Here is a 25,466-nt window from a genome sequence, read left to right as displayed (position 1 = left end):
TGAGTGATCGCGGCATGCAAATTTGTATTTATGCCAAGTCGCGACTAGCGTTAATAGGAATTTAGACCATAAGCCGAATTGTTTTTTGACTAGCCGGCTTGTAAGAAAAGTCCCACGCGTAATAGCTCACCAAGGATCAACACCAAATGGCCACCAAAAAGACCTCGCGCACGACTGAGACACTGGAACAGGATGATTTGATTACCCTGGATTCACCTCCAGATGCAGAGGTCATTAACCTGCTCACGCCAGCGCCCAGCAATGGCTATATGTATTTCACCGAGCGGGACCTGAACAAAATCCTGTTCAACCTGGATACCCTGCGCTCCAGCGTCTACCCGCATCTTGCCAACATTCAAGATGCAGAGAATTTCAAGCAGCCGCAATTTCCCTCGGTGTGCCTCATTGGCCTTGGTCGCTGCGGTTCCAATATCGCATTGGATGTCGCCTCGCTGGTGTACAACGCGCGCAATTTTTACCTCAACGAATTTAATAGCGAAGAAAAAGAAACCCGCGAACAAGATAAACCCATGCGCTGGATCAAGCGCAGTTTGCATTTAAAAGGTGGCCACCAACTTAAGCCGGTGTTTTTAATCGAGCCGTTGGTGATGCTCGGCGATTTGGATAAAGACATCGAAGGCCGGATTCGTTTTTCGCACAAAGGTGAGCGCTCCGGTTTCCTCAAGGATTACACCAAAATGAAAATCATGGACTTGTCTGAAGTCCATGCCGGTGGTTCCGGTAATGCGCCGATCCTCGGCCAATATCTCGCCAAAATAATTCTCAATAAAGATACCCAACGCTTTTCCAATCCCGATTGGAAATTTGTGCACTCCTATTTAATTGATTCCTGCGGTATTAAAGCTAACCAATCGCGCCTGTATTTTTATATTTTCAGCGCTGGTGGTGGCACCGGTTCAGGCATGGCGAGTGAATTTGGCTTGGCTCAGCAGTATGCCTACATGAGCAAAACTTTCGATGCGCGCGCGCAAAGCGAAAACGCAGAAAATCGCGGCCACTCATTTGTGTTCGAGCCCATCTTCACCAGTGGTATTTGCATATTGCCCAATATTTCTGATCATGGCGTAGAAATGTCGGAAGCGCTGCATATCAACGCGGGACGTTTGCTGTGTAAATACTTATCGGAAGAATGGGATTTTTCTTACAACTTCGACAACGAAGACAGCAGCGAAGCCAGTGTGATGCATCGCATCCGCCCCTGGAATGCGATGATGCTGATCTCCAACGACATCATGCGCTACGCTGAAGCAACTGATGATGGCAACATTCAGCACATTGATGTCAACGCTATGGAGAAATACGCCAACCAATATATTTCCCAGCAAATTTTCAACATTCTCACCGCCCAGGCGGTAACGACTGATTACGACGAGAACTATTTCCGTCGCGCGGGAATTGATATCGGCGAAACCATTCGCCTCGACGCCAATGATTTATTTATGAGTTTGGCGGGCCCCGTAGCTGTTGCTTATGCCGAGTCTGTCATTCCGAATATGATGCCGCAGGGCGTGGATAAATTGCGCGGTATAGACACCAAAAAAATTGGCGAATTAAATATTGATGATTTGTTCTACCGCTCAATTGATTTGCCGCACTTTAACAAAGTAACCCAGGCAATTGAGGGCATTAGTTTGCTGCCCATCGAATCCGGCCGTTACCGCGACTCGCTGGCAAAATATTTACAGAAAGGCTATGACGCTGAGGAGTTGAAAGACCTGCATTTCTTTAAAAATTGCTCGTCAATTGTGTCAATTATCTCATTGCCAAAAGATTACAAGTTGTCCTACATGGATTTGAATAAACTCAAATCCCATTTGAATGCCTTATTCCCCAACACCACATTGAAACGCTACGCCTTGGTGATCGGTGCATCAGCCAATATTTCATTGACCACATTGATCGTAAAAAGCCCTTGCTTGAGTGATGATTTCCTCACCCTGATTGTGGCCTTTATTAAACGCTGCTTTGCCAAAGACCCGTACCGGTTTGATGAGCAATTGGACACGGCTATGCTCGATTTTATCCGCGCCGAAGAGTTCGATGAAAAGTTAGTGGATAAAATGCTCAATGAGTATGAAAACCCTGCCAAGATTCTCGATACCAACTGGTACGCGATCAAACCCATGTACGAGAAAAAATATCGCGAACTGATCAATGACGCCGATAAATTCTGCTCTATCAACGATATTCGCCTGTCGCGCGACAGTGTGAAGAAGGCGATTAAATACTTACGTGAAATCTATCGCCACAAAATCAGCAAAACGCGCATTGTCTCACTCAATACGCTATCTGCACCAAGCACCAAAGACTAAGCCGAAGCACACAAAACTACCAAGGAGCCGCAAGGCTCCTTTTTTATTTGGTCGCATCAACGGTGTGTAACCGGTAACCATATTTCAACATCTCCTTTGCCAATTTGCGGGTCAAATTTTTCGCCGTATCGCTCAAAAAAATGCAATGCATTTTCAGGTGCAGTTGCCTGGCGATAATCAGAGTTTGGTAGCCATTGGTCAAATGCAAAGCCAATTGTATCCCTGATGTGGTTGATGTGACCTTCATGGGTGAATACAGCATAGGTTTGCGAGGGAATAATAAACGGGCTAAATGTGTCTGGCAGTCCGGTGAAATCCCATACCGCACAACCAGCCATGTAATAGTATTCATGTCCTTGCAGATGAATACACAAACCATAATCTGTAACACCAACACGCTGTGGAATTGCATCCCAGCAGGCAACCAACCGCTGCCAGAGTTGCGGGATTTTTTGTGCGGCATGCTCATCCAATTGTTCACGCAAACCGGCAATTAATAACGGACCTGCAGTTTCAAAACGCGGAGATAAGACCGCGTTCGGATCAAGCAAAATGCTGTTGGAATCGTTCATCTTTTTCTGGGTCCAGTTCGCGGATGGGTCGAATTTCAATGGTGCCAAAACGCGCCGGCGGGATTTTACTGGCGAGTTGCAGTGCTTCATTCAAGTCGCGCGCATCGAGCAAATAAAATCCTGCTAGCTGTTCTTTAGTTTCCGCAAAGGGGCCGTCGGTAATGACGGTTTTGCCATCGCGGATGCGCAGGCTGGTGGCGGTAGCGGTTGGATGCAGTGCGTTGCCGCCAATCATTTTTCCACTCGCGCGCAGGCCTTCACCGCAAGCGACGCATTCGTTGTTCAGTGATTTCCATTCGCTCGATGTCATATTGTTAATAATATTTTCATCATAAAAAACCATGCACAGATATTTCATAGCAACTCCATTAACAATTAAAAATCAGGACTGTACGTGATTGGGGTCCATATACATGATCTCCCAGTGGTGACCATCCAGATCTTCAAAACCGTGGTAATACATGAACCCATAATCAAGCGGCTCGGCAGGCCAGGCTTTGCCGCCACCGGCTACCGCTTTGCTTATCGTATCATCGACTTTTTCGCGGCTTTCGCAAGAGAGGCAAACAATTACTTCCTTGGTTGCGTGGCCGTTGGCAAGCTCTTTTGATGTAAAGGTTTTAAATTTGGGTTCGGTCACCAACATGGAATAAATGGTATCGCTAATCACCATGCAGGCGGCATGTTCGTCAGTGAATTGCGGGTTGAATGTATAGCCGAGATTTCCAAAAAAAGTTTTGGATTTTTCCAGATCTTTAACCGGAAAGTTGATAAATACTTGCGTTGGCATAGTCTGGTTGCTCCTGCTAGTCGGTTTAAAATAGTTACGTTTTTATTCGTAGCGTACGATGCTTTTAAATCCACCGTAGGCCATGCGCTTGAAATCAAAGGGTGGATTATCTTTGTCGCACATGTCGGCCAGGCGCGGGTCTGCCATCACCAGTGCATTGATGCGGTCGCGTTCTTCACGCGAGGGGTAAACAATCCAGGCAATAACAACGGTTTCATTGTCTTTGCAGCCCGCCGATGTGCGAAAGGAGGTCATGTCCTGAATATCCAGGTCATCACCCACGCATTCCCAATAGGCAATAGCACCATGCTCTTTCCAAACGGCACCGGCTTTATTCGCCATTTGCTGGTATTCCGCCAGCTTTTCGGATGCGAGGGGCAGTAAAAAACCATCAACATAGTGGCTCATAGTAGTTCTCCTTCAGGTTAATAATGAGGTGTTTCACTGATTAGTCGAATGGCGTCGGGGGAAATCGACAGCCGCGTGAAGAAAATTATAAATATCTGCATATTGCTGCTTAACATGCACGATTGTTGGGTTTTTCCCTTACGAGTGCATTTGGTCAGAATCTGGAAAAACTTTATGCGCCAGCAGGATTCACCGCTAAAATGAATCTCTCTAGATTAATACCGCCTTTTAAAAAGGCGGTATTAATAAAAGAGAGTAATGGGGCAAGGAGACGGCGTTTGGATTATCGAATTGCTCAAAAAACCATTGTTTGGATAACTAATAGGATATAAGTATGACTTTTGAGAAAATATTTTCTTTATTTGGTGTTATTGCAGGATTAACAGTAGGCAGTCACCTGATGGCGCAGGATGAGCCCGGGATAGACCCAACTTTAAGGATAGAGCCAAAGACTGCCGATGTATTGGTCGGGCAAAAGTTTGATATCGCCGTATACCTTCCCTATAACATTCAGCTGCCGGTAAATCGACCCGATTTTGAGCCTATTTACCCGCTACCTTACCCGTCACCAGCGCTGGCACCGCAACGTGGGCCATCAGCGTTGAAAATATACGCGTCAGTTAATAACTATGATGTGAGCGCTTGGTTTCATGAATGTATAGAGCAACATTGGGCACTAGCGGTAAACGAGCGTGTATTGCTGTGCAAAAGCTCGGATTACACCCCTTTCGTTGAAGGTATCAATGAATTAAAAATTTCCATTCAGCAATTTAATGAGCCAATTTACGTTGCCAAGGCTTCTTATCATCTCAGTAAAAGCCAGCGTAAATTCTATGATCTTGCGGGTGCGCCAGAACCGAAGCGATTTGTAGTGAGAGGGACAAGTTTCAATACATCAGCCAATATTTCAGTGGTTGCCGGTCAGCGCGTAATAATCAAATCGGCCGGGCGGATTAATGTATGGCCCAGCAATGTAGGTTATCCACTTTCTTCACCTAGAGGTACTGAACACTGCGGGCAGCTTTGTCTCCTTCCCGGCGCATATTTAGGTGCACTGTTGGTGAAAATTGGCCCTTATGGGCGCTGGTTGGTTGCGGGTGAAAATTATGTATTAAATGCAGATCGTGCCGGCGAATTATTTTTTGCCGTTAACGATAAAACTACACCAGCAGAGATTGGCGATAATCTTGGCAGCTACGAGGTTAGTGTCGGTCGCTATTAATTTCTGATTTATTGAAAATCCCTGGGTAATCTTGCCAGGGATTTTATTGACTACCACAAAACACCCACCATAAATTTTTTTGAGTCACTATTTTCTTTAGTAGTTATTTTTGAAATATCAAAACAGCATTCATTAACTCTGTAAGGAGCATCGCTATGAAATATCAAGGTAGCTGTCATTGCGGCAATATTAAGTTTGAAGTGGAGGGGGAGATTGACGGCGCTCTGTCATGCAATTGTTCAATTTGCCAGCGCAAAGGTTCGCTGTTGTCTTTTTTTTCAGGCGATCAATTTACTCTGCTAAGTTTGGGTGAGAATGTGGGGTCTTACCTGTTTAATAAACATGTTATCGACCACAAATTTTGTCAGGTCTGCGGCATTAGCCCCTATTCAGAAGGAAAAGATCCGCAGGGCAATCGCTCTGTTGCGGTGAATATCCGCTGTATCGAAAATATTGATCTGGAGAAAATTCCAGTCACCCATTTTAATGGGCGGGATTTTTAATCCAACCGTTTCATTAATTTATTCCGAGTCAGTTTAATGGACGAGCATCAATCTCTTCTGCACGCTATTTATTATTTGCTCGCTGCTACCATCGCAGTGCCTTTGTTTCGGCGCCTGGGTTTGGGGGCGATTCTCGGCTATTTGGTGGCGGGGGCGATTATCGGTCCACACGAATTGGGATTGATTTATCAACCGGAAGCTACCTTTCAATTTTCCGAGTTGGGCGTGGTGTTGCTGTTGTTTGTTATCGGCCTGGAATTAAATCCGCACCAGTTATGGAAGATGCGGTTGGATGTCGGGGTATTAGGCAGTGCACAAATGCTACTCACGGCACTCGCGATTACGGGATTGATTGCGGTGTTCCTGGATTTGACCTGGCAGCAGGGATTTATGATTGGTCTCGCTCTCGCGCTTTCATCCACCGCGTTTGCAGTGCCCTTGATGGAAGAACATAAAATCATGGGGGTGCCGATTGGTCGTAAGGGATTTTCAATTCTGCTATTACAAGACCTTGCTGTCATTCCTATTCTATTGCTGCTCGCCAACTGGGCGCCCTCGGGCGATGCAGAGCATCAAGTACCTTGGTGGTTGGGCTTGTGCACTGTTGCTTTTTTATTATTAGCTGGCGCGAGAATTTTTAATCCGCTGTTACAGGTTGTAGCTAAATACGGCAGCCGCGAAATTCTTACCGCCGCCGGGTTATTAATTGTGTTGAGTGTTGCCTACTTAATGCAGATGGTCGGCTTCTCTATGAGTATGGGTGCATTCCTTGCCGGGATGCTGCTGGCCCAATCCAGCTTTCGTCATCAATTGGCGGCAGATATAGAACCCTTCAAAGGATTGCTGCTCGGTTTATTTTTTATTGCTGTGGGCATGTCACTAAATCTGCGCTTGTTATTTGCCGAACCCTTATTGATCTTAGTATTCGCCCTCACATTAATGCTAGTGAAAATTTTAGTGGTGGCGCTCATCCTGCGCATTCGCAAATTTCCATCGAAAGACAGTTTGTTAATGGGTGTGATGCTTGCGCAAGGTGGTGAGTTTGCCTTTGTTGTTATGGCGACTGCTGAGCAATCGGCATTTATCCCCAAAGAAATTGGCAATTATGTTGTGTTGGTAGTGGGAATATCTATGGCGCTAACAAGCCCATTAGTTATGCTGTATGAGTTGATTAGTCGCAAGCGAACCATGCAAGAGAATGCTCAGCATGAATCGCTGCAGGCAGAAAATGCATTGAAAGAATTGGAGCAACCGGACGCCTCCAAAGCTGAAGTGATCATCGCCGGGTTTGGTCGCTTCGGCCAAATTATTGGTCGTATCCTCACCGCCAGCAATATTCCGTTTAATGCGCTGGATAAAAATCCCGACCATATTGAATTTCTGAAAAATTACGGCGTTAAAAGTTATTACGGTGATGCCACACGGATTGAATTACTGGAGGCAGCCGGAATTCGGGCTGCTAAAGTACTAGTGGTGGCTCTGGTGAATATTGAAGCATCATTAGCTGTTGTTCGGTTGGTGAAAGCACATTTTCCACACATCACTTTAATTGTCCGTGCGCGAGACCGCGCTCATGCTTATCAATTGGCGGAGCTGGGTGTTGAAAATCCCATTCGCGAAATTTATGAATCCAGTCTCAGCGCCGCTATGCGCACATTAACAGAGGTGGGCTACACCGAAGGGCAATCGCAAAACGCCATTGATATTTTCCGTGAACACGACCAAAGCTTGCTTCACCAGGCAATCGCGATTAGTAAAGACCCGAAAGAATTAGCGGAACTAGTGAAAAAAAGCCGGAAGGAATTAAAAGAGTTATTTAGCAAGGATGTTCAGCTGTAATGAAAAATACAATTCAGAAAAAATCTTGATTGATCAATATAGTGTGCGATTTATGTACGTATTTGCTTTAGATCAAACTTGCCATTCAACCTGGGTTATATTTCTGGGTTGCCTTTGTATTTGATATATATCAAACGAAAGCATGTGCATATTGGTAACACTACCTCTGTCGTTAAACAACAGAGGAAGAGCAAATGCGTCAATTAGTACTGGCAGTTTTATTGGGGAGCAGTTGTGTGGCGGGTGTTGTTCAAGCACATGAGGCAGGGGAATATTTTCTGCGTGTTGGTGCTGCACAGGTTGCGCCTGATGCCGAGAGCGGCAGCGTATTGGGTGGCGGTGTGGATGTAGATGATGCAACCGGCCTGGGATTTTCTGGCACATGGTTTTATTCGCCGCATATCGGTATTGAAGTCTTGGCTGCGTTGCCCTTCGAACACGACATAGTGGGTACTGGTGCATTAAAAGGAGTCGATATTGGTAGTACCAAGCATTTACCGCCAACCCTATCGCTGCAGTATTATCCACTCTCAGGAAAAACATTTCAGCCCTACGTTGGTGTCGGCCTGAATTACACTACCTTTTTTGACAGCAATACCAGCGATACTTTGGATTCAGCACTGAATGGCACAACCGATATTTCTTTGGATGATTCAACAGGCATCGCGTTCCAATTGGGGGCAGATGTCCAGATCGCGGATAACTGGTATTTGAATGCGGCTGTGTGGAAAATCGATATCGAAACCACCGCGCATATTTCTGTCAATGGCGCCCATGCCGCAAATGTCGATGTGGCTATTGATCCGCTTGTGTATATGCTTGGTGTTGGTTATTCCTTTTAATTTTTTGTTTTATAGGTAAGGCCAGCCCCCTTTGCTGGCCTCTGCTTATCTTTTTTACATTCGCACCAGTCTTAAGTTTTTCTTAATTTTCCTCCCCTAAAATCGCTATTAAGAGTACCGATAGCTTATCTACCGGTACGCACGCCTTTCGTCCTTTGGTGTAGTAGTGATGCTGAATTTCAAATCATTTCTGGTCGCTCATGGGTTAATACCCATGTTCGGGCTATTGTCTATTTCCGTTTACATTTCAGCGGTCGATCCTGATCGAATGGTGAAGGATTATTTTTGTTCAATGCAATAGTTGGACCTGCAAAAAGAGTTGATATGTCAATAAGTATTGTCGCACCCGTCGAGTGTAAAGAATCAGAGCAGTGTTTTAATTCTGCACAGTTTTCACTAGCGGCAGCACTATTTTTTGTGATTTTTTATAACGCCACATTTTTTGAGCATGTAATTGCTCTGATTGATCTATCCAGTTTCAGGGGCGTGATTTTTATTGCCAATGTGAGCCTTGTGCTCTGGCTGCTGACTGCAATTTTTATTGCTTTGGCTACCTTGCCCTATTTGGCCAAACCTATTTTGTCTGTATTGTGTATTGGTGGAGCGAGCGTTGCTTATTTTATGGATGCTTATGGTGTGGTGATTCACCGTCTGATGATCCAGAGTGTGCTGGAGACTGATTATTCGGAAACCAGAGATCTGATCAACATGAACCTGTTGTTGTATATGGTCGCTTTAGGTGTATTGCCATCAATGCTGTTGCTGAAAATTAATCTCCGCTACGGAAACTTCAGTGTCGAGTTGTTGCGAAAATCTAAATTTATCGCTGTTGCATTTTTAAGTTGCCTGACGTTGATTTTGAGTATGTCGATGGATTATGCCTCTTTTTTTCGCAACCATAAAGAAATCCGTCAAATGGCAAACCCGCTTAATTTCATTTATGCAGGGCTATCTTATGCGACGACGAATGATCGCATCATCGAAGTAAAACCAATTGAAAATGATGCAGCTATCAGCGCCGCAGGAAAAGCGCAGGAAAAGCCAACGTTGTTTATTTTAGTGGTGGGTGAAACTGCACGCGCTGACCACTTTGGGATTAATGGTTATGAGCGTAATACCACGCCATTGATTGCCCAGCAAAACATAATTAATTTTCCGAAAGTGATTTCCTGCGGTACTGAAACTGCTGTGTCGGTGCCTTGTATGTTTTCCAATCTCGGGCGAAGTAGTTATTCCGATTCCAAAGCCAATTCACAAGAAGGCTTGCTCGATGTAATCAGCCACGCAGGTATTTCTGTTTTGTGGCGGGACAATAATTCAAGTTGTAAGGGTGCTTGTAACCGGGTTAATTATGAAGAAATGCAACATCTGCAGGTTCCGGAATTGTGCACTGGGCGCGAATGCTTTGATGAAATTTTATTGCATCAGTTAGATGAGCAGGTCGCTTCTGCTGCTGGCAGTAAGGTTATCGTGCTGCATCAAAAAGGTAGCCATGGCCCTGATTACTTTAAGCGCTACCCTCAGGGTAACGAATTTTATGCGCCGGTTTGCAAAAGCAATCAGTTGCAAAATTGTACGAAGGCCGAAGTGGTCAATGCCTACGACAATACCATTCGTTATACCGATTATTTTCTCAATAAAACAATAGAATGGCTAAAAAGCAAGGGTGACTATTACAATACCTCATTCATTTATCTATCTGACCACGGGGAATCTCTGGGAGAAAATAATTTATATTTGCACGGAATGCCCTATTCGATTGCGCCAAAAGAGCAGAAGCAAGTTCCTTTTTTTATGTGGCTGTCAGCGGGCTACTCAGCGGCTAATCATATTGATAGCGATTGTATGCGCGATCTCAGTGTAAACCCATATTCTCACGACAATTTGTTCCACACTGTGCTGGGAATGTTAAACCTGCAAACCCATGTGTACGATGCGAGTTTGGACATCATAAGTCGCTGTAAGAGGCTGTTTTAGCGCGAGTGATTAAAAATTTCTCACTCGTCCCGCCGATTAAAAAAAGGCATTGATAAAATCAATATCCGCTATCGCGGCGACAAAAAACAAAATAAATAGTTGCCCCCAACGAATGTAGCGCTGGCACAGGGCGATGAAAACCGGGTCATTGGTCTGTAGAAAGGTGTTGGACATAATGTAGCGGTATAGTGCCAGGCTTGTTGTATCTTCTTGTTGTTCTTCATAGAGTTTGAATTCCGTAAAACATTGGGGCAGGTTTTTTTCGGCGTACTTGAGGATCTGGCTGCGTAAATAAAGGGTGGAAAAAACCATGAGCAGCAATATGCAAAAGGTTGCATAGGGCGCTACTTCAAGCAGCGGTGTAGTGAAGTTGTACACAGTGATCACCCACGGCAATGATGAGAGGTATATTTAACAGGTGCGTTAAACGGACATTGCTATGGATTTTATCGACCAATTCTTACGTGAATCTTAAAAGGGCCGACTTTTTACGGGTGTTTTAGCTAAGCAGGGATCATAACCGTTTCAAACCGCTCATCTTCTTGTGCAGAAATCGGCGCTCGGGTTCCTGCCCGGTTAATTCCAGTGCCGTGGCATAGGCGGCGGTAGCGGCATCAAGTTCCCCCAATTGGGCGAGTAAGTCGGCACGTGCGGCATGGAGCAGGTAGTAATCGAGGAGCTGCTTACGTGCGAGCAGGTCGTCGAGCAGGTTTAAGCCTGCTGAGGGGCCATCGCGCATTGCAATAGCGGCAGCGCGATTGAGTTCAATAATGGGCGATGGGTTGAGGTGCAAGAGTAAGTCGTAGAAACCACAAATTTCCTGCCAGTCGGTTTGTGCAAAGCTGGGTGCTTCAGCGTGCAGTGCGGCTATGGCGGCTTGCAGGCAGTAAATATCGGCGCTGCCACCGCTTAATGCCCGTCGGATTAATGCTGAGCCTTCAGCGATTTGATCGCGATCCCACAGGTTTCTGTCCTGATCTTCCAGTCGGATCAAATCCCCGCTGTTATCGATGCGCGCGTGGCGGCGCGAATCCTGCAAAAGCATTAATGCGAGTAGACCCAGCACTTCCGGGTCGGGCAATAAAGTGGCGAGCAGGCGCCCGAGGCGGATCGCCTCCTGTGCTAATTCCTGGCGGATTAATTCTGTGCCAGATGAAGCAGAATAACCCTCGTTAAATACCAGATAAATCACGTGCAGCACCGCGTCCAAGCGGTCAGGCAATTCGCTGCGCGCAGGAATTTCGTAGGGGATTTTTGCTTCGCGGATTTTGTTTTTCGCGCGCACTATGCGCTGCGCCAGTGTGCTGGGCGAGGTTAAAAACGCACGCGCAATGGCCTCAGTCGTCAAGCCGCAAATTTCGCGCAGGGTGAGCGCCATTTGCGCTTCGGGTGCGAGGCTTGGATGGCAGCAAGTAAAGATAAGACGCAATTGGTCATCTTCGATATGCTCGTCAGACCATTCTTGCTCTTCGCTCAATGCTTCTTCCAACTCTTCGGCAACATCGTCGAGCGAGGTATTAAAACGCGCGCGGCGGCGGATATGGTCAATCGCTTTGAAGCGACCGGTGGATACCAACCATGCGCGCGGATTCAGCGGCACTCCATCAACCGGCCACTGTTGTAGTGCAGCGGCAAAGGCGTCCTGCAGGGCCTCTTCGGCGAGATCAAAATCTTTCAGCAGGCGGATCAAGGTCGCGAGCACTCGGCGCGATTCGCTGCGATAAAGTCCATTGATTAAAGCTTCGATACTGGCGGGCATAAAATAGTGTTATTGGAAGAATGTAAGTGACTCAAGGGTAGCGATTAAACAAGTCGTTGTTAAGCCTTAATATGTAATGATTTGCTGGAGGTTGGAATAGATGTGAATTGCTTCGTGGTGGTTTATCGGGGAGGATTCAATAATTTCCAGTCCTTAACTTGTGGGTGAAAAAATCCACACTCTTCGTATGCACGCTGGATAATTTTTTTCTTTTCCAGTTCTTCAATGCCACGCTCCAATGCATCAAAAATTGCTTTTCCTTTGGGATGAATTTTACTTACTGGCCAGTGGCGGCTGCCAGGTAGTGCAATTTTAATTCCGGGAATAGGTACCAGCTCCAAACCATCTACCATTACTTTCATATCAGGATTTATCTGAAAGGGAGCAAGTGTTACGTCTGCACGATTTGCTACCACCATACGCACAATTTGTACCCAGTAAGTGGAGAAGTGAATTTTTCGAATGCCTAATTCGGTTAATGTTTTTACATCGGCATTCCAGTGGTTATTAGAGGCCGCGCTCAGGTGGCTAACTTTATCGAGTGTGTTTGCTTGCAATGCGCGTTGGTTATCGGCACGCGTATATAGACCGGCAATAAAATCTCCTTCTTTCACTATTGCTTTGGTTTTAAATAAATGCGATGCGTAAGGTTTTATATCTTCGCGCCACTTAAGTGCACCGGATAAAGCTATATCTCCATCAGCTACTAATTTTAAAATACGTAAATAACTATTTTCTGGACGCAGTGTGATTTTTTCTTTAAATCCACCCAAGGCCAGCGCCTGCTGCAACAATATGATTTCAATTACATCGCGCCGTGCACCGGGTCCGCCATAGTAATTAATCTGCAATGGATCACGCTCGCCAACAAACAATTGGTAATCCGCAATAATGTCTTCATCAACCGCTGCCACAATGGCCTGCTCGGCAATACTGCTGTGCGGCATCACTGCAATGAGCATCACTATTGCCACTGATAGCCAAGGGTGGTGAGTCAAAATGGAGCTGGGCAGTTGTTTCAATGTGTGTTCCCATTTAGTGATGTACAAAACAAGTGGCATACAAAAGTGGCGCATAAAGGACGATAAAACCAAATATTAAATACAGTTTTTCTATTAGTGCTGGATGCTATAAAAATCTTAAGCTCGATAAACGAATGTCCTACAAAATTATGCGGTGCATCATAGCTTACCGCCCATCGGTACGCATCTGCGAGCGATAGCCGGTAAAACTTGTTTTGCATCAACAAAAGTTCCATGATTCTGGCGTAGCCTAACAATTGATCTTCCTGCTTTATTTTCCATCACCACATTTGAGGTGACATTTATGAGCAAAAATATCTTATTGATCCAGGGGCATCCCGATGTACAGGAGCATCACCTCTGTAACGAGCTAGAGCGGTCTTACGCGCGCGGTGCGACTGATGCTGGCCATGAAATTCGTCACATCAATGTCGCCGCAATCGATTTTCCCTTATTGCGCAGCCAGCAAGAATGGGAGCATGGCTTGCTCCCCGTCAATTTAAAGCCTGCGCAAGATGATATTCATTGGGCCGAGCATATAGTGTTATTTTTTCCGCTCTGGCTCGGTGATATGCCCGCCGTACTCAAAGGGTTTTTAGAGCAAATCGCCCGCCCCGATTTTGCATTCACATCCGATGGTAAAAATCCCTTCGCGCAAAAAGGCTTAACTGGCCGCTCCGCCCGTGTAGTGGTCACCATGGGGATGCCGGCATTGGTGTACCGCTGGTATTTTCGCGCGCACAGTTTGAAATCATTAGAGCGCAATATTTTAGGTTTTGTCGGCATTGCCCCCATCAATGAAACCTTGATTGGCAATGTCGGCAACATGGATGAAAAAACTGCGCAGAAATGGTTTGCGAAGATGCAAAAGTTGGGGGCAGATGGGGATTAATAAGAGATTCGTAGATTGGTGCTGGTTGCGCAGGCGATGGATGAGCCCCAGCATGATCATGTTTATGTAAAGTAAAAAAGCCCAAGGCTTTCACCTTGGGCTTTTTCATTTCACTAGAAGTAATCTAAACCTATCGCGGTTTTCCCCGCACCAACAACTGCTGCAACGCAATAAAGCAGAAGAGCAACAATCCAATCACAATCTTCGTCCACCAGCTACTTAGCGTTCCATCAAATGAAATATAGGTTTGCACTACACCCATAATCAGTACACCCATCAGGGTGCCGAACATGTAGCCGTAACCACCGGTTAATAAGGTGCCGCCGATAACCACTGCGGCAATTGCATCAAGCTCTACGCCGACGGCGGCGAGTGAGTAGCCGGAGAAGGTGTAGAAGGAGTAGACGATGCCTGCGAGCGTGGCAAGGAAGGCGCTGATGGCGTAAATGCGGATGGTGGTTTGTGCGAGTGGGATGCCCATTAATGCGGCAGAATTTGCATCGCCACCTATGGCGTAAACACGGCCGCCGAAGCGGGTGTAGTGGGCGACAATAATTGCCGCGAATAACACCAGCAAACAAATGATCGTTGAGGTTCCAATCCAGGCATCGCCGGGCAACATAAAACCAAATTCAGCAACCTGATTGTAAAATTCGTGTTCGATAGGAATGGATTCTTCGCTGATTACACTCGCCAAACCGCGTGCGAAAAACATTCCCGCGAGCGTCACAATAAACGGCTGCATTTTGTAGTAGTGAATAATTGCACCCATGATTGCACCGAATGCAGTGCCGCCAATTAATACCACGGGAAATACCACCAGTGGATGCCATTGGTATTTGCTGATTAATACACTGCACACTACGCCAGTTAATGCAATCACAGCGCCTACTGATAAATCGATACCACCTGAGAGAATTACAAAGGTCATGCCGACAGCGGCAATAATTAAAAATGCGTTGTCGCTGAGTAAATTAAAAAATACGCGCGAGCTGCCAAAACCATCAAATTGGATTGCACCTACACCAAACAATACAAAAAACAGTGCGCAGGTGACGGCGAGCGGAATAAATTTGGGATTTAGTTTAAGCACGGTTGCTCTCCTTCTTCTTTGCCCAGAAGTTCAACTGGCTCAGCTGCTGTTGGAAACGCGGTGATTGCATTAACAGCACGATAATAATAGCGCTGGCTTTAATCAGCAGATTAAATTTCGGTGGAATGCCGCTGAGGATAATAGTGACGGTCAGTGTCTGGATAATCAGCGCACCAATTACCGCGAGAAAAATAGAAAAGCGTCCGCCCATTAGCGATGCACCACCAATAACCACGGCGAGAATGGCATCCAGTTCTAACCACAAACCGGCGTTGTTAGCATCGGAACCTTTGATGTCGGCCGCTGCAATCATACCGGCCAGTGCAGCGCAAAGCCCTGCTACACAATACACGCTCATCTTAATAGCTTTGGCATTCAAGCCCATGTAATGGCTTGCCGATGGATTTGCGCCCACCGCTTCAATATACAAACCCAATGCAGTTCTGCGCGTTAATAATTGCACAATAATAAATGTGATAATCACCAGCACGACAGGGAAGGGCAGCCCAAGAAAATCGCCGGTACCTAAAAAAGCAAATCCGGCGTGATCAAAGGTGACTATCTGACCTTCATTCATTAATTGCGCAATACCGCGCCCGGCCACCATTAAAATTAAGGTGGCAACAATCGGTTGGATGCTCATGTAGCCCACTAGAAAGCCATTGATAATTCCGGCAATTAATCCAGCGACTAACCCTGCGCCAATAATAATCGCAAGATTATCCACACCTTTGGTGATGTAATAAGCACTTGCTGCTCCAGCGATTGCCATAATCGAACCCACGGATAAATCGACACCGCCAGTTGCGATAACCAAAGCCATACCGATAGCGAGTAATGCAACTGGCGCGGCGCGATTGAGTACATCAATCAAACTGCCGTAAAAGCGGCCATCTTTAAATTCAATTTGGAAAAATTCCGGTGAAATAATGGCGTTGATAATTAACAGCACCAGTAAACCGGCGCAGGGCCACAAATAGCGGCGCAGGTTTTGGTTTTTGGTTAGGTTCATAATGTTCTCTTCGTTTCTATGGATACCCGCGTTCGCGAGTATGACAATTCCCATTTATATTCTGCTTGATATATCCGTCGTCATCCCTGCGGACGCAGGGATCCAGGTGTTGATTGTTATGGATACCCCCGTTCATGGGTATGACGAAAAATATATACTTTTCAGCGATTATCTAGCTTGCCGCAATCGCCTGCATAATCCGCTGCGGATTAATGTCACTGCCTTCCAGCTCAGCGACTTTATGGCGATCGCGCAGCACAATCACTTTGCTACTGAATGCGACCAATTCTTCCAACTCCGATGATGCAACCACCAAGGCCAAACCCTGGTCGCAAAGTTTGCGGATCAAACGGATGATTTCGGCGTGGGCGCCAATATCAATCCCGCGGGTAGGTTCGTCGAGAATTAACAGTGACGGATTCGCAGCAAGCCAGCGAGCGAGAATCACTTTTTGTTGATTACCACCACTTAACTGCTCAATTGGTTTTTCAATATCCGATGTGGCGATACTTAATTCTTTAACGTATTGGTTGGCGATCTCCTCCTGTTCTTTGCGCGAAATAAATTTCCACCAGCCTTGTTTAATCTGGCGAGCGAGGATCATATTTTCACGGATAGAAAGTTGGCCGAGGATACCATCGTGTTTGCGGTCTTCTGGGCAGAGGCCCATGCCTGCGTCTATTGCATCGCGTGGCGAAGAAAAGTTTACGGTTTTGCCATTAAACATCACTGTGCCGCTGTGTTTTTTATCCACCCCAAAAATCAAGCGACATAATTCAGTGCGGCCGGAACCGAGCAAACCGGCGAGGCCTACAACTTCACCTTTGCAGACTTGTAAATCGACAGGGGAGAGGGTGGCGTTGCGCGCAATACCTTGCACATTTAATAATGAATCTCCGCATGCTGAATCGATTTGTGGTTTGTGCTCACCCAATTCAGCAAGCTCTTTGCCGAGCATATGGCCAATCAATTCAGTGCGCGATAAATTTGCGGCAACAAATTCGCCTACCAATTCTGCGCTGCGCAAAATGGTAATGCGGTCGCATACGGCATACACCTGATCGAGAAAGTGGGTTACGAATACAATGCCGATACCGCGTGCTTTTAAATCGCGCATGATGCGGAATAGCGATTGCACTTCATCTGCATCGAGGCTCGCGGTGGGCTCATCGAGGATCAATACTTTTGCGGACATATCCACACCGCGCGCAATCGCAATTAATTGCTGAACGGCGATGGAGTAGTGCGAGAGCGGCAGGGTTACATCGATATCCAAATCGTAACCTTTGAGTAATTGCGCTGCGTCTTGATTGACTTTTTTCCAGTTGATTAAGCCGAAGCGGCGCGGTTCACGGCCAAGATAAATATTTTGCGCAACGGTAAGGTTGGGCAACAAATTCACTTCCTGATACACAGTGCTAATGCCGAGGTCTTGTGCATCGCCAGTGTTGTTGGGGAATATGGGATTGCCTTCCAATAAAATATCGCCGCCATCGCGCTGGTAAACACCCGTCATCACTTTGATGAGTGTCGATTTACCGGCACCATTTTCACCTAGTAGCGCGTGAATTTCTCCTGCGCGCAAACTGAAGTCCACACCTTTCAGAGCATGGACACTGGGGAATATTTTATGAATTCCTTTGAGTTGTAAGACTGGTGTTGCTTGATCTGACATTTGATTATTCTCAATTAATGCAATCATCGTCATACCTGCGAACGCAGGTATCCAGCTGCTGTTTAGTGGATCCCGCGTTCGCGAGGATGACGATTCCCTTTTTAAATCAATTCGCAGTGGTATCTACAATTACTCATGTGTTCGTCATGCCTGCAAATGCAGGCATCCAGTAGTTATCGTGCGGATCCCCGCTACGTGAGGATGACGACTCCCGGCTAAATTACTTAGCTCCGCGTTTCACCAATTCAGCCGCCGCATTTTCAGCGGTATACACAGAACCACCCATACGAATCCATTTTTCAAAATCTTTTTTACCTGCACGGAATTCATTGATTACATCAAACGCCGGGCCACCGAGGTGTGGACTTAACTCCACCGACACATTAATCTCGCCTGCAACAATCGATTTCAATGCATCGTCTACCGCATCAACCGATACGATTAAAATATCTTTACCCGGTTGTAAACCCGCTTCGCGCACAGCCTGGATTGCACCTAACGCCATTTCATCGTTATGCGCCCAGATTGCACAAATGCTTTTGCCGCCGCCTTCTGCTTTGAGCATGGTCTCCATTACCTCTTTACCTTTTGCACGGGTAAATTCGGCAGTTTGGCTGCGCACAATTTTGGTTTCCGGAAATTTAGCGATGGTATCGTTAAAACCCTTCATGCGCCCAATCGCCGCGCTTGAACCTACAGTGCCTTGCAGTTCTAAAATATTGCACTTGCCCTGGGTTTTTTCAGTGAGCCAGCTGGCGGCGCGTTGGCCTTCCACTTCAAAGTCTGGCGCGATACGTGTGAGATAAAGTGATTGGTCAGTAACCGATACATTGCGATCCAGAATAACCACCGGGATGCGCGCGCGCTTAGCTTCCATCAACACCGGTTGCCAACCGGTTTCTACCACTGGCGCAATTAAAATGGCGTCCACACGTTGCGCAATAAAACTGCGCACGGCTTTAATCTGGTTTTCCTGCTTTTGTTGTGCATCGGAAAACTTCAATGTGATGCCGCGTTTTTCTGCTTCGGCTTTTACCGATTCAGAAAAACTGGTGCGCCAACCGGATTCGGAACCCACTTGCGCGAATCCAACGGTCAATGCATTTGCGGTAGCGCTGATGCCAATGGCAGCGGCAAGTGTCAGGGTTTTAAAAATCGTTTTCATAGTAAGTTCTCGTATCGTTAAATTATTGTTAGGTTAAATCCACCCACCATCGACAATAAAATGCTGGGCGGTGCATAAACGGCTATCATCCGATGCCAGAAATAACGCCATAGCGCTAATGTCTTCCGGCATCACCGATTTTTTTAAACATTGGTTATCTAAAATATTTTTGGCAGATTTATCTTTAGTGAGCATCGCCATCTGGCGGTCGGTCATCACCCAGCCCGGCACCAGCGTATTTACGCGAATATTATTGCCGCCCATATCACGTGCGAGCCCGCGTGTTAAACCTTCTATCGCCGCTTTGGAGCTGGTGTAACCAGGCATGCCGCCCTGGGTTGCGTACCAGCTCATTGAGCCCAAATTAATAATCGAGCCACTGCCGAGTTCAAGCATATGTTCATACACCGCCTGCGCTGCAAAAAAATGGTGGCGCAAATTCACCGCCAAACGCTCGTTCCAGTAATCGATGGTAACTTCGCGGAAATCGTGGCGCGTATCATTGGCGGCATTGTTGATTAATATGTTGATGGGGCCAACATCGTTGTAGATTTGTTTGATCGTCGCCTGCAGTTTGGGAATATTTAACAGATTGCAACGATAGTAGCGCGGCGGTGTGTTATCGGGGCGATGACTCAGTTGCTCGACAAGTTTGCGCGCGTCATCATCGAGAATATCGATAAAACACACCTGCGCACCTTGATGGCAAAATGCTTCAACCAGATTGGCACCAATACCGGAAGCGCCGCCGGTGATTAACACCACTTTATATTTCAGGCTCGGATACTGGTTGGTGAGTGTCATAGCCGCATCACCTTAATGGGAGTGGCCGGGCACATCGGCGCCACGGCAACCCACGAGAAAATCAAAATCGCAGCCTTCGTCGGCTTGCATCACGTGTTCGATATAAAGCTGTAAATAACCACCGGTTTTTTTGTGGATTTTTTGTTGGCGCAAGGTATCCAGACGCGCACTAATTTCTGCTGCGCTCACTTCCAATTCAAGTGAGCCTGCATCGGTATCCAATGCGATCCAATCGCCATCTTCTACCGCAGCAAGCGGGCCAAACTCTTGTGCTTCAGGTGCGACATGCAGAACTACGGTGCCAAAAGCAGTGCCGCTCATGCGCGCATCGGAAATGCGCACCATATCGGTAATACCTGCGCGCAATAATTTGGGTGGCAGCCCCATATTGCCCACTTCCGGCATGCCGGGATACCCCTTGGGGCCGCAATTTTTTAATACCATTACGCTGTTTGCATCAACATCGAGTGCATCATCCATAATGCGCTCTTTGTAGTGATCAAAACTGTCAAACACGATTGCGCGACCGCGATGTTTCATTAGGTGTGGCGATGCTGCGCTCGGTTTTAATACCGCGCCGCGCGGTGCAAGGTTGCCGCGCAAAATGCAAATGCCGCCGTTGCTGCACAGCGGATTATCAATCGTACGGATTACATCATCGTTATAGCAGGGCGCTTGCTGGTTATTTTCCCAAAGTGTTTTTCCGTTTGCGGTGAGACAGTCTTTGTAGAGTAAACCTGCATCGCCCAGACGTTTTAATACCGCGGGCAAACCGCCGGCGTAATAAAAATCTTCCATTAAAAATTGGCCGGAGGGCTGCAAATTTACCAGCGTGGGAATTTGCTGGCCGTAGGTTTGCCAATCTTCCAGCGTGAGCGGCAACTCCATGCGCGCGGCTATGGCTTTTAAATGGATGACTGCGTTAGTTGAGCCACCAATCGCCGCGTTAGTGCGAATCGCGTTGATTAAACTTTCGCGCGTGAGCAATTGCGAGATGCGTAAATCTTGCTGCACCATTTCCACAATGCGCATACCGGATATATAGGCGAGGGTTTTGCGGCGCGCATCGACTGCGGGAATCGCGGCATTTTGCGGCAGCGATAAACCGAGTGATTCAACCATGCAGGCCATAGTCGATGCCGTGCCCATGGTGTTGCAGGTGCCGGTGGAGCGGGACATATCCGCTTCGGCATCCATAAATTCCTGCAGGGAAATTTTTCCCGCTTTGTAATCTTCGCTCATGCGCCACACGAGAGTGCCTGAGCCGACATCTTTACCTTTATGTTTACCGTTGAGCATGGGGCCGCCGGTCACAACGATAGTAGGCAGGTCGCAACTGGCGGCGCCCATCACTAATGCGGGAGTGGTTTTATCGCAGCCGACCAATAAGACCACGCCGTCGATAGGATTGCCGCGAATCGATTCTTCTACATCCATCGCCGCCAAATTGCGCGTGAGCATGGCGCTTGGGCGCAGGTTGGATTCGCCATTGGAAAAAACTGGAAACTCTACCGGCACGCCGCCCGCTTCCAAAATGCCGCGCCTGACGCTTTCGGCGAGTTCGCGGAAGTGGCTGTTGCAGGGGGTGAGTTCTGACCAGGTATTGCAGATGCCGATAATCGGCTTGCCTTGGAAGTGATGTTCAGGGATGCCCTGGTTCTTCATCCAACTGCGGTACATAAAGCCGTTTTTGTCCTGAGTGCCGAACCATTGGGTACTTCGCAGCGGTTTTTGCGCTGAAGTGGGGGCTTTTTTTGTCTTATTATCTTGGTTCATACAAGGCTGCTACATCTTATGGAGCCACAGCTATGGCAGGATCAGCCCTAACCTTGTCCCAGTCAGGGCATCAATTATTATTAAAGTCAGACAATATAAGAGCTGGGCTAAGCTGCCGCAATCCTAATTACGCAGGTTTACCGTTTAAATACAGGCGCTGCTTCGGATTTGGACAAAACTTTTCACTGCCAATACTTGATTTAATTGTATTATAATATCAATATAAATCAACCCCTTCAAAAAACGGGTATCACCAACAATAAGAGTGAGAGTGAATAATGCGCACCCTGATTAAACCGATGTTTTTAGCCTTGTCCGTGCTTGCTGGCGCCGCGCAGGCCGCCAACCCGATTTTTACCGATGTCTTCACTGCCGACCCGGCGGCCATGGTGCATAACGGCAAGGTGTACCTCTATGCGGGGCACGACGAGGCGAAAGACAACACCAAGTTTTTTGAGATGCACGATTGGCTGGTTTACTCCTCGGATGACATGGTCAATTGGGAATCCCATGGCCCGCGCCTGCATATAAAAGATTTCAAATGGGCTAAAGGTGATGCCTGGGCGAGCCAGATTATTGAAAAGAATGGCAAGTTTTACTGGTATATCACCGCGCGCCACAACGACACCAAGCCGGGTTTTGCCATAGGCGTGGCGGTGGGAGATAGCCCGCTCGGGCCATTTAAAGATGCGCTGGGTAAGGCATTGATAACCAACGATATGACCACTGATACCCCCAACGACTGGGATGATATCGACCCGTCAGTGTTTATCGATAATAACGGCCAAGCCTATCTGTTCTGGGGCAACAGCAAGCCGCGTTACGCCAAGCTCAAGCCCAATATGATCGAGCTGGATGGACCGATTGTGGATATCAAAGGCCTGCCGGAATTCACCGAGGCAATCTGGGTGCACAAATACGGCGACAACTATTATCTCTCCTATGCCATGGGCTTCCCCGAGAAGCTGGGTTATGCGATGAGCAAGAGCATCACCGGCCCTTGGGAATACAAGGGGATTCTCAATGAAGTCGCGGGCAATACGCCGACTAACCACCAGGCGATTATTGAATTTAACGGCAAGCACTACTTCATTTATCACACCGGCGCAGGGCGTCCGGATGGTGGCCAATATCGCCGCTCGGTGGCTATCGATGAGCTGTTCTATAACCCGGATGGCACTATCAAGCGTATTGTCATGACCAGCGAAGGCGTAACGGCAAATAAAGCCGTCAAGCCGCTGCAGAAATAAGCGTTTAAGCGCTCCGCCTCCCCATGAAACCAATTGACATGGGGATATCTAATCTGAATAATATTGTCATACAATATTAATATCCTCTGGTGAGGCAACAGTATAAAAATGGGTGATGTTATGACCTCTTATGCCTTGGGGCTGGATTACGGTACTGACTCCGTCAGAGCCCTGTTAGTAGATGCCCTGACCGGTGAAGAAGTAACCAGCAATGTGGTCTATTACCCACGCTGGAAAAAAGGCTTGTACTGCGTACCGGCGAAAGACCAATTCCGCCAGCATCCGCTCGATTATCTGGAGAGCCTTGAACAAGTTGTTCGGGGATTGTGGAGCAAGGCACCAGCAGGTGCTGCTCAGCAGGTTGTCGGCGTCAGTTTTGATACCACCGGCTCAACGCCGGTTGCGGTCGATAGCGAAGGCGTTGCGCTCGCACTCAAACCGGAATTTGCCGAAAACCCCAACGCTATGTTTGTGCTTTGGAAAGACCACACCGCGATTAAAGAAGCGCAGGAAATTACGGCGGCTGCACATAAATCATCCGAGAACTATTTAAAGTACGAAGGCGGAATTTATTCCTCTGAATGGTTCTGGGCAAAAACCCTGCACGTATTGCGTGAAGACTCTTCAGTCGCCAAAGCCGCTTACCTGTGGGTGGAGCATTGTGATTGGATGTCAGCAATGCTGACTGATACTACGCACCCAAGCAAATTGCGTATGGGCCGCTGCGCCACTGGCCACAAATTAATGTGGCATGAAAGCTGGGGTGGTTATCCACCGAATGATTTCTTTGTGGGCATTGATCCTCTATTAAATGGTTTGCGTGACCGTTTACCGGCCGAGACATTTACTTCAGATCAAGTCTGCGGTGGCCTCTCAGCAAAATGGGCGGACAAGCTCGGGTTGCCAATAAATACCCCTGTCGGTTTTAGCGCATTCGATTGTCATATGGGCGCGGTTGCCGCAAAAGTAAAACCGGGTGTGCTCACCAAAATTATGGGTACATCCACTTGCGATATTACCGTCGCAACCTACGACGATATTGGCGATAAATGTATCGCCGGTATTTGCGGCCAGGTTGATGGATCGGTAACGCCAGGATTCGTTGGCCTTGAAGCAGGGCAGTCAGCATTTGGCGATTTGTATGCCTGGTTCCGCAATCTGGTGAACTGGCCGGTTACTAACATCTTGCAAAACTCTTCATTGCTTGATGAAGACACCAAACAAAAACTCGCACAAGAAATTGAAGATCAAACGCTGGTTGCATTGAGTAACGCGGCGAGCAAATTAGCTATCGGTGAAGCGGGTATTACCGCACTGGATTGGGTGAATGGTCGCCGCACTCCCGATGCTGATCAGTCGGTCGCCATGGCCATCGCAGGTTTGAAAATGGGCAGCAGTGCACCGCATATTTTCCGCGCGCTGGTTGAAGCAACAGCTTATGGTGCGCGTGCGATTATCGAGCGCTTTAAACAAGAAGGCGTGGCGATCAATTCTGTTGTGGCGATTGGCGGCATCTCGAAAAAATCGGATTTTGTAATGCAAACCTGCGCCGATGTATGGAACTGCCCCATCGAAGTATTGGAGAGCGAGCAAAGCTGTGCACTGGGCGCTGCGATTTTTGCTGCGGTTGCCGGTGGAGTTTATCCCGATGTTGCAAGTGCACAAAAAGTGATGGCATCCAGTGTGTGCAAAACCTACACGCCCAATGCCAATGCTGCCGCTATCTATGAAGGCTTGTATCAAAAATATCTCAAGCTCGGCACTTTTGTCTCTGCTGGTGGTGTTGGAGGTAACGCTTAATGAGTTACACCGAATTAAAGCGCGAAGTCTACGAAGCCAATATGGAATTACAGCGCCGCAATCTGGTGGTGTATACCTGGGGTAATGTATCGCAAATTGATCGTAGCAAAGGTGTGATTGCTATCAAGCCAAGCGGCGTGGCCTACGAAAAATTGTCGCCTGACGATATTGTGATTGTCGATTTGGAAAACAATATCGTAGAAGGAGCGATGCGTCCTTCTTCCGATACCAAAACCCACACGCATTTGTATCACCACTTTGAATCGATTGGCGGAGTGACGCACACTCATTCAACTTACGCCACTGCCTGGGCGCAAACCCAACAGGCTATTCCTTGCTACGGCACTACCCATGCTGATTACGCCTACGGCGAAATTCCATGCACCGCGGTAATGACTGATGAACAAATCGAGCGCGATTACGAAGAAGAAACCGGCGTGCAAATTACCGATTGCTTTAAAACGCGCAGCCCGAAAGAAGTTCCTATGGTGATAGTGGCCGGTCACGCGCCATTTACCTGGGGCAAGAGCGGTGCCGATGCGGTTTACCACGCGGTAATCCTCGAAGAAATTGCGCGCATGGCCTATTTAACCAAAACCTTACAGCAAAACACTCCGCCGTTAAAACAAGGCATTGTGGACAAACATTATTTACGCAAACACGGGAAAAATGCCTATTACGGGCAGAAGTAATAAACCCACATTTTTATTTAAACGAATACAAAATATTTTT

Annotated in this window: 23 protein-coding genes; 10 read left to right on the top strand and 13 right to left on the bottom strand. The window is 47.2% G+C overall.

Annotated features, from left to right (window positions below):
* Positions 1 to 146: 146 nt before the first annotated feature.
* Complete coding sequence (locus tag B4E62_RS03510; protein WP_310072667.1) at positions 147 to 2,333, top strand: hypothetical protein; 2,187 nt, start codon at positions 147 to 149, stop codon at positions 2,331 to 2,333.
* A 56-nt stretch (positions 2,334 to 2,389) separates the two neighbouring features.
* On the opposite strand, the gene B4E62_RS03505 is transcribed toward B4E62_RS03510, so the two are convergent.
* The 4 genes from B4E62_RS03505 to B4E62_RS03490 are packed head-to-tail and all read right to left on the bottom strand — an operon-like array spanning position 2,390 to position 4,103.
* Positions 2,390 to 2,905 (bottom strand): GyrI-like domain-containing protein, encoded by a 516-nt coding sequence (locus B4E62_RS03505; protein ID WP_331351084.1) that lies wholly within the window; start codon positions 2,903 to 2,905, stop codon positions 2,390 to 2,392.
* Positions 2,877 to 3,263, bottom strand: a complete 387-nt coding sequence (locus tag B4E62_RS03500) for a YciI family protein (RefSeq protein WP_310072665.1) — start codon at positions 3,261 to 3,263, stop codon at positions 2,877 to 2,879. The genes B4E62_RS03505 and B4E62_RS03500 overlap by 29 nt, the downstream gene beginning before the upstream one ends.
* 24 nt (positions 3,264 to 3,287) lie before the next feature.
* Entirely contained in the window at positions 3,288 to 3,695 is a 408-nt protein-coding gene (locus B4E62_RS03495) for a VOC family protein (RefSeq protein ID WP_310072663.1), read from the bottom strand.
* Positions 3,696 to 3,737: 42 nt separating this feature from the next.
* Positions 3,738 to 4,103: a DUF1428 domain-containing protein gene (locus B4E62_RS03490; RefSeq protein WP_310072661.1), complete on the bottom strand. Its 366-nt coding sequence runs from the start codon at positions 4,101 to 4,103 to the stop codon at positions 3,738 to 3,740.
* Positions 4,104 to 4,437: 334 nt separating this feature from the next.
* On the opposite strand from B4E62_RS03490, the gene B4E62_RS03485 reads away from it, so the two are divergent.
* The 5 genes from B4E62_RS03485 to B4E62_RS03465 all read left to right on the top strand — a co-directional run bounded on the left by B4E62_RS03485 (position 4,438) and on the right by B4E62_RS03465 (position 10,486).
* Positions 4,438 to 5,325 carry a hypothetical protein gene (locus tag B4E62_RS03485; RefSeq protein WP_331351083.1) on the top strand — a complete coding sequence of 296 codons (888 nt, stop codon included), beginning with the start codon at positions 4,438 to 4,440 and terminating at the stop codon, positions 5,323 to 5,325.
* Between the two features lie 155 nt (positions 5,326 to 5,480).
* Positions 5,481 to 5,828: a GFA family protein gene (locus B4E62_RS03480; protein ID WP_331351082.1), complete on the top strand. Its 348-nt coding sequence runs from the start codon at positions 5,481 to 5,483 to the stop codon at positions 5,826 to 5,828.
* Positions 5,829 to 5,864: 36 nt separating this feature from the next.
* Positions 5,865 to 7,667: a monovalent cation:proton antiporter-2 (CPA2) family protein gene (locus tag B4E62_RS03475; RefSeq protein ID WP_331351081.1), complete on the top strand. Its 1,803-nt coding sequence runs from the start codon at positions 5,865 to 5,867 to the stop codon at positions 7,665 to 7,667.
* Positions 7,668 to 7,861: 194 nt separating this feature from the next.
* A complete protein-coding gene (locus tag B4E62_RS03470) occupies positions 7,862 to 8,509 on the top strand; it encodes an OmpW/AlkL family protein (protein WP_331351080.1) in 648 nt (215 codons plus the stop codon).
* 324 nt (positions 8,510 to 8,833) lie between these two features.
* Positions 8,834 to 10,486, top strand: coding sequence for a phosphoethanolamine--lipid A transferase (locus tag B4E62_RS03465; RefSeq protein WP_331351079.1), 1,653 nt, complete (start codon positions 8,834 to 8,836; stop codon positions 10,484 to 10,486).
* Between the two features lie 36 nt (positions 10,487 to 10,522).
* On the opposite strand, the gene B4E62_RS03460 is transcribed toward B4E62_RS03465, so the two are convergent.
* The 3 genes from B4E62_RS03460 to B4E62_RS03450 form a co-directional block, all read right to left on the bottom strand.
* Positions 10,523 to 10,864 carry a hypothetical protein gene (locus tag B4E62_RS03460; protein WP_331351078.1) on the bottom strand — a complete coding sequence of 114 codons (342 nt, stop codon included), beginning with the start codon at positions 10,862 to 10,864 and terminating at the stop codon, positions 10,523 to 10,525.
* A gap of 136 nt (positions 10,865 to 11,000) precedes the next feature.
* Positions 11,001 to 12,245 carry an RNA polymerase sigma factor gene (locus tag B4E62_RS03455; protein ID WP_331351077.1) on the bottom strand — a complete coding sequence of 415 codons (1,245 nt, stop codon included), beginning with the start codon at positions 12,243 to 12,245 and terminating at the stop codon, positions 11,001 to 11,003.
* A 122-nt stretch (positions 12,246 to 12,367) separates the two neighbouring features.
* Positions 12,368 to 13,267 (bottom strand): hypothetical protein, encoded by a 900-nt coding sequence (locus tag B4E62_RS03450; RefSeq protein ID WP_331351076.1) that lies wholly within the window; start codon positions 13,265 to 13,267, stop codon positions 12,368 to 12,370.
* 304 nt (positions 13,268 to 13,571) lie between these two features.
* On the opposite strand from B4E62_RS03450, the gene B4E62_RS03445 reads away from it, so the two are divergent.
* A complete protein-coding gene (locus B4E62_RS03445; protein WP_331351075.1) occupies positions 13,572 to 14,159 on the top strand; it encodes an NAD(P)H-dependent oxidoreductase in 588 nt (195 codons plus the stop codon).
* A gap of 130 nt (positions 14,160 to 14,289) precedes the next feature.
* Here B4E62_RS03445 and yjfF read toward each other — a convergent pair whose 3' ends face one another.
* The 6 genes from yjfF to B4E62_RS03415 form a co-directional block, all read right to left on the bottom strand.
* Positions 14,290 to 15,252 (bottom strand): galactofuranose ABC transporter, permease protein YjfF, encoded by a 963-nt coding sequence (yjfF, locus tag B4E62_RS03440; protein ID WP_331351074.1) that lies wholly within the window; start codon positions 15,250 to 15,252, stop codon positions 14,290 to 14,292.
* Complete coding sequence (locus tag B4E62_RS03435) at positions 15,245 to 16,264, bottom strand: ABC transporter permease (protein ID WP_331351073.1); 1,020 nt, start codon at positions 16,262 to 16,264, stop codon at positions 15,245 to 15,247. The genes yjfF and B4E62_RS03435 overlap by 8 nt, the downstream gene beginning before the upstream one ends.
* A 172-nt stretch (positions 16,265 to 16,436) precedes the next feature.
* Positions 16,437 to 17,966 carry a sugar ABC transporter ATP-binding protein gene (locus B4E62_RS03430; RefSeq protein ID WP_331351072.1) on the bottom strand — a complete coding sequence of 510 codons (1,530 nt, stop codon included), beginning with the start codon at positions 17,964 to 17,966 and terminating at the stop codon, positions 16,437 to 16,439.
* Positions 17,967 to 18,159: 193 nt separating this feature from the next.
* Positions 18,160 to 19,104, bottom strand: coding sequence for an ABC transporter substrate-binding protein (locus B4E62_RS03425; protein WP_331351071.1), 945 nt, complete (start codon positions 19,102 to 19,104; stop codon positions 18,160 to 18,162).
* A 33-nt stretch (positions 19,105 to 19,137) separates the two neighbouring features.
* The gene (locus B4E62_RS03420; protein WP_310072630.1) at positions 19,138 to 19,908 is read right to left on the bottom strand and encodes an SDR family oxidoreductase; all 771 of its coding nucleotides are present in this window, start codon (positions 19,906 to 19,908) and stop codon (positions 19,138 to 19,140) included.
* A 12-nt stretch (positions 19,909 to 19,920) separates the two neighbouring features.
* Positions 19,921 to 21,684: an IlvD/Edd family dehydratase gene (locus tag B4E62_RS03415; RefSeq protein WP_331351070.1), complete on the bottom strand. Its 1,764-nt coding sequence runs from the start codon at positions 21,682 to 21,684 to the stop codon at positions 19,921 to 19,923.
* Between the two features lie 278 nt (positions 21,685 to 21,962).
* Here B4E62_RS03415 and B4E62_RS03410 point away from each other — a divergent pair, with 278 nt between their 5' ends.
* The 3 genes from B4E62_RS03410 to B4E62_RS03400 all read left to right on the top strand — a co-directional run bounded on the left by B4E62_RS03410 (position 21,963) and on the right by B4E62_RS03400 (position 25,426).
* Positions 21,963 to 22,934, top strand: coding sequence for a glycoside hydrolase family 43 protein (locus tag B4E62_RS03410; RefSeq protein ID WP_310072628.1), 972 nt, complete (start codon positions 21,963 to 21,965; stop codon positions 22,932 to 22,934).
* A gap of 120 nt (positions 22,935 to 23,054) precedes the next feature.
* Positions 23,055 to 24,734, top strand: coding sequence for a ribulokinase (locus B4E62_RS03405; RefSeq protein ID WP_331351069.1), 1,680 nt, complete (start codon positions 23,055 to 23,057; stop codon positions 24,732 to 24,734).
* The gene (locus tag B4E62_RS03400; protein ID WP_331351068.1) at positions 24,734 to 25,426 is read left to right on the top strand and encodes an L-ribulose-5-phosphate 4-epimerase; all 693 of its coding nucleotides are present in this window, start codon (positions 24,734 to 24,736) and stop codon (positions 25,424 to 25,426) included. The genes B4E62_RS03405 and B4E62_RS03400 overlap by 1 nt, the downstream gene beginning before the upstream one ends.
* Positions 25,427 to 25,466: the final 40 nt, after the last annotated feature.

The organism is Cellvibrio sp. UBA7671 (genome assembly GCA_002483145.1).
GTDB lineage: Bacteria > Pseudomonadota > Gammaproteobacteria > Pseudomonadales > Cellvibrionaceae > Cellvibrio > Cellvibrio fibrivorans.
The sequence above is the reverse complement of the archived record's forward strand: the minus strand, read 5'-3'. Positions and strand labels throughout refer to the sequence as shown.

Bases quoted from the DNA above. Each gene is read 5' to 3' on its own strand.
- B4E62_RS03470 (WP_331351080.1), top strand. From the start codon at position 7,862: ATGCGTCAATTAGTACTGGCAGTTTTATTGGGGAGCAGTTGTGTGGCG.
- B4E62_RS03490 (WP_310072661.1), bottom strand. From the start codon at position 4,103: ATGAGCCACTATGTTGATGGTTTTTTACTGCCCCTCGCATCCGAAAAG.
- B4E62_RS03425 (WP_331351071.1), bottom strand. From the start codon at position 19,104: ATGAAAACGATTTTTAAAACCCTGACACTTGCCGCTGCCATTGGCATC.
- B4E62_RS03430 (WP_331351072.1), bottom strand. From the start codon at position 17,966: ATGATTGCATTAATTGAGAATAATCAAATGTCAGATCAAGCAACACCA.
- B4E62_RS03510 (WP_310072667.1), top strand. From the start codon at position 147: ATGGCCACCAAAAAGACCTCGCGCACGACTGAGACACTGGAACAGGAT.
- B4E62_RS03400 (WP_331351068.1), top strand. From the start codon at position 24,734: ATGAGTTACACCGAATTAAAGCGCGAAGTCTACGAAGCCAATATGGAA.
- B4E62_RS03505 (WP_331351084.1), bottom strand. From the start codon at position 2,905: ATGAACGATTCCAACAGCATTTTGCTTGATCCGAACGCGGTCTTATCT.
- B4E62_RS03420 (WP_310072630.1), bottom strand. From the start codon at position 19,908: ATGACACTCACCAACCAGTATCCGAGCCTGAAATATAAAGTGGTGTTA.
- B4E62_RS03500 (WP_310072665.1), bottom strand. From the start codon at position 3,263: ATGAAATATCTGTGCATGGTTTTTTATGATGAAAATATTATTAACAAT.
- B4E62_RS03455 (WP_331351077.1), bottom strand. From the start codon at position 12,245: ATGCCCGCCAGTATCGAAGCTTTAATCAATGGACTTTATCGCAGCGAA.
- B4E62_RS03405 (WP_331351069.1), top strand. From the start codon at position 23,055: ATGACCTCTTATGCCTTGGGGCTGGATTACGGTACTGACTCCGTCAGA.
- B4E62_RS03445 (WP_331351075.1), top strand. From the start codon at position 13,572: ATGAGCAAAAATATCTTATTGATCCAGGGGCATCCCGATGTACAGGAG.
- B4E62_RS03415 (WP_331351070.1), bottom strand. From the start codon at position 21,684: ATGAACCAAGATAATAAGACAAAAAAAGCCCCCACTTCAGCGCAAAAA.
- B4E62_RS03480 (WP_331351082.1), top strand. From the start codon at position 5,481: ATGAAATATCAAGGTAGCTGTCATTGCGGCAATATTAAGTTTGAAGTG.
- B4E62_RS03495 (WP_310072663.1), bottom strand. From the start codon at position 3,695: ATGCCAACGCAAGTATTTATCAACTTTCCGGTTAAAGATCTGGAAAAA.
- B4E62_RS03465 (WP_331351079.1), top strand. From the start codon at position 8,834: ATGTCAATAAGTATTGTCGCACCCGTCGAGTGTAAAGAATCAGAGCAG.
- B4E62_RS03435 (WP_331351073.1), bottom strand. From the start codon at position 16,264: ATGAACCTAACCAAAAACCAAAACCTGCGCCGCTATTTGTGGCCCTGC.
- B4E62_RS03410 (WP_310072628.1), top strand. From the start codon at position 21,963: ATGCGCACCCTGATTAAACCGATGTTTTTAGCCTTGTCCGTGCTTGCT.
- B4E62_RS03485 (WP_331351083.1), top strand. From the start codon at position 4,438: ATGACTTTTGAGAAAATATTTTCTTTATTTGGTGTTATTGCAGGATTA.
- B4E62_RS03475 (WP_331351081.1), top strand. From the start codon at position 5,865: ATGGACGAGCATCAATCTCTTCTGCACGCTATTTATTATTTGCTCGCT.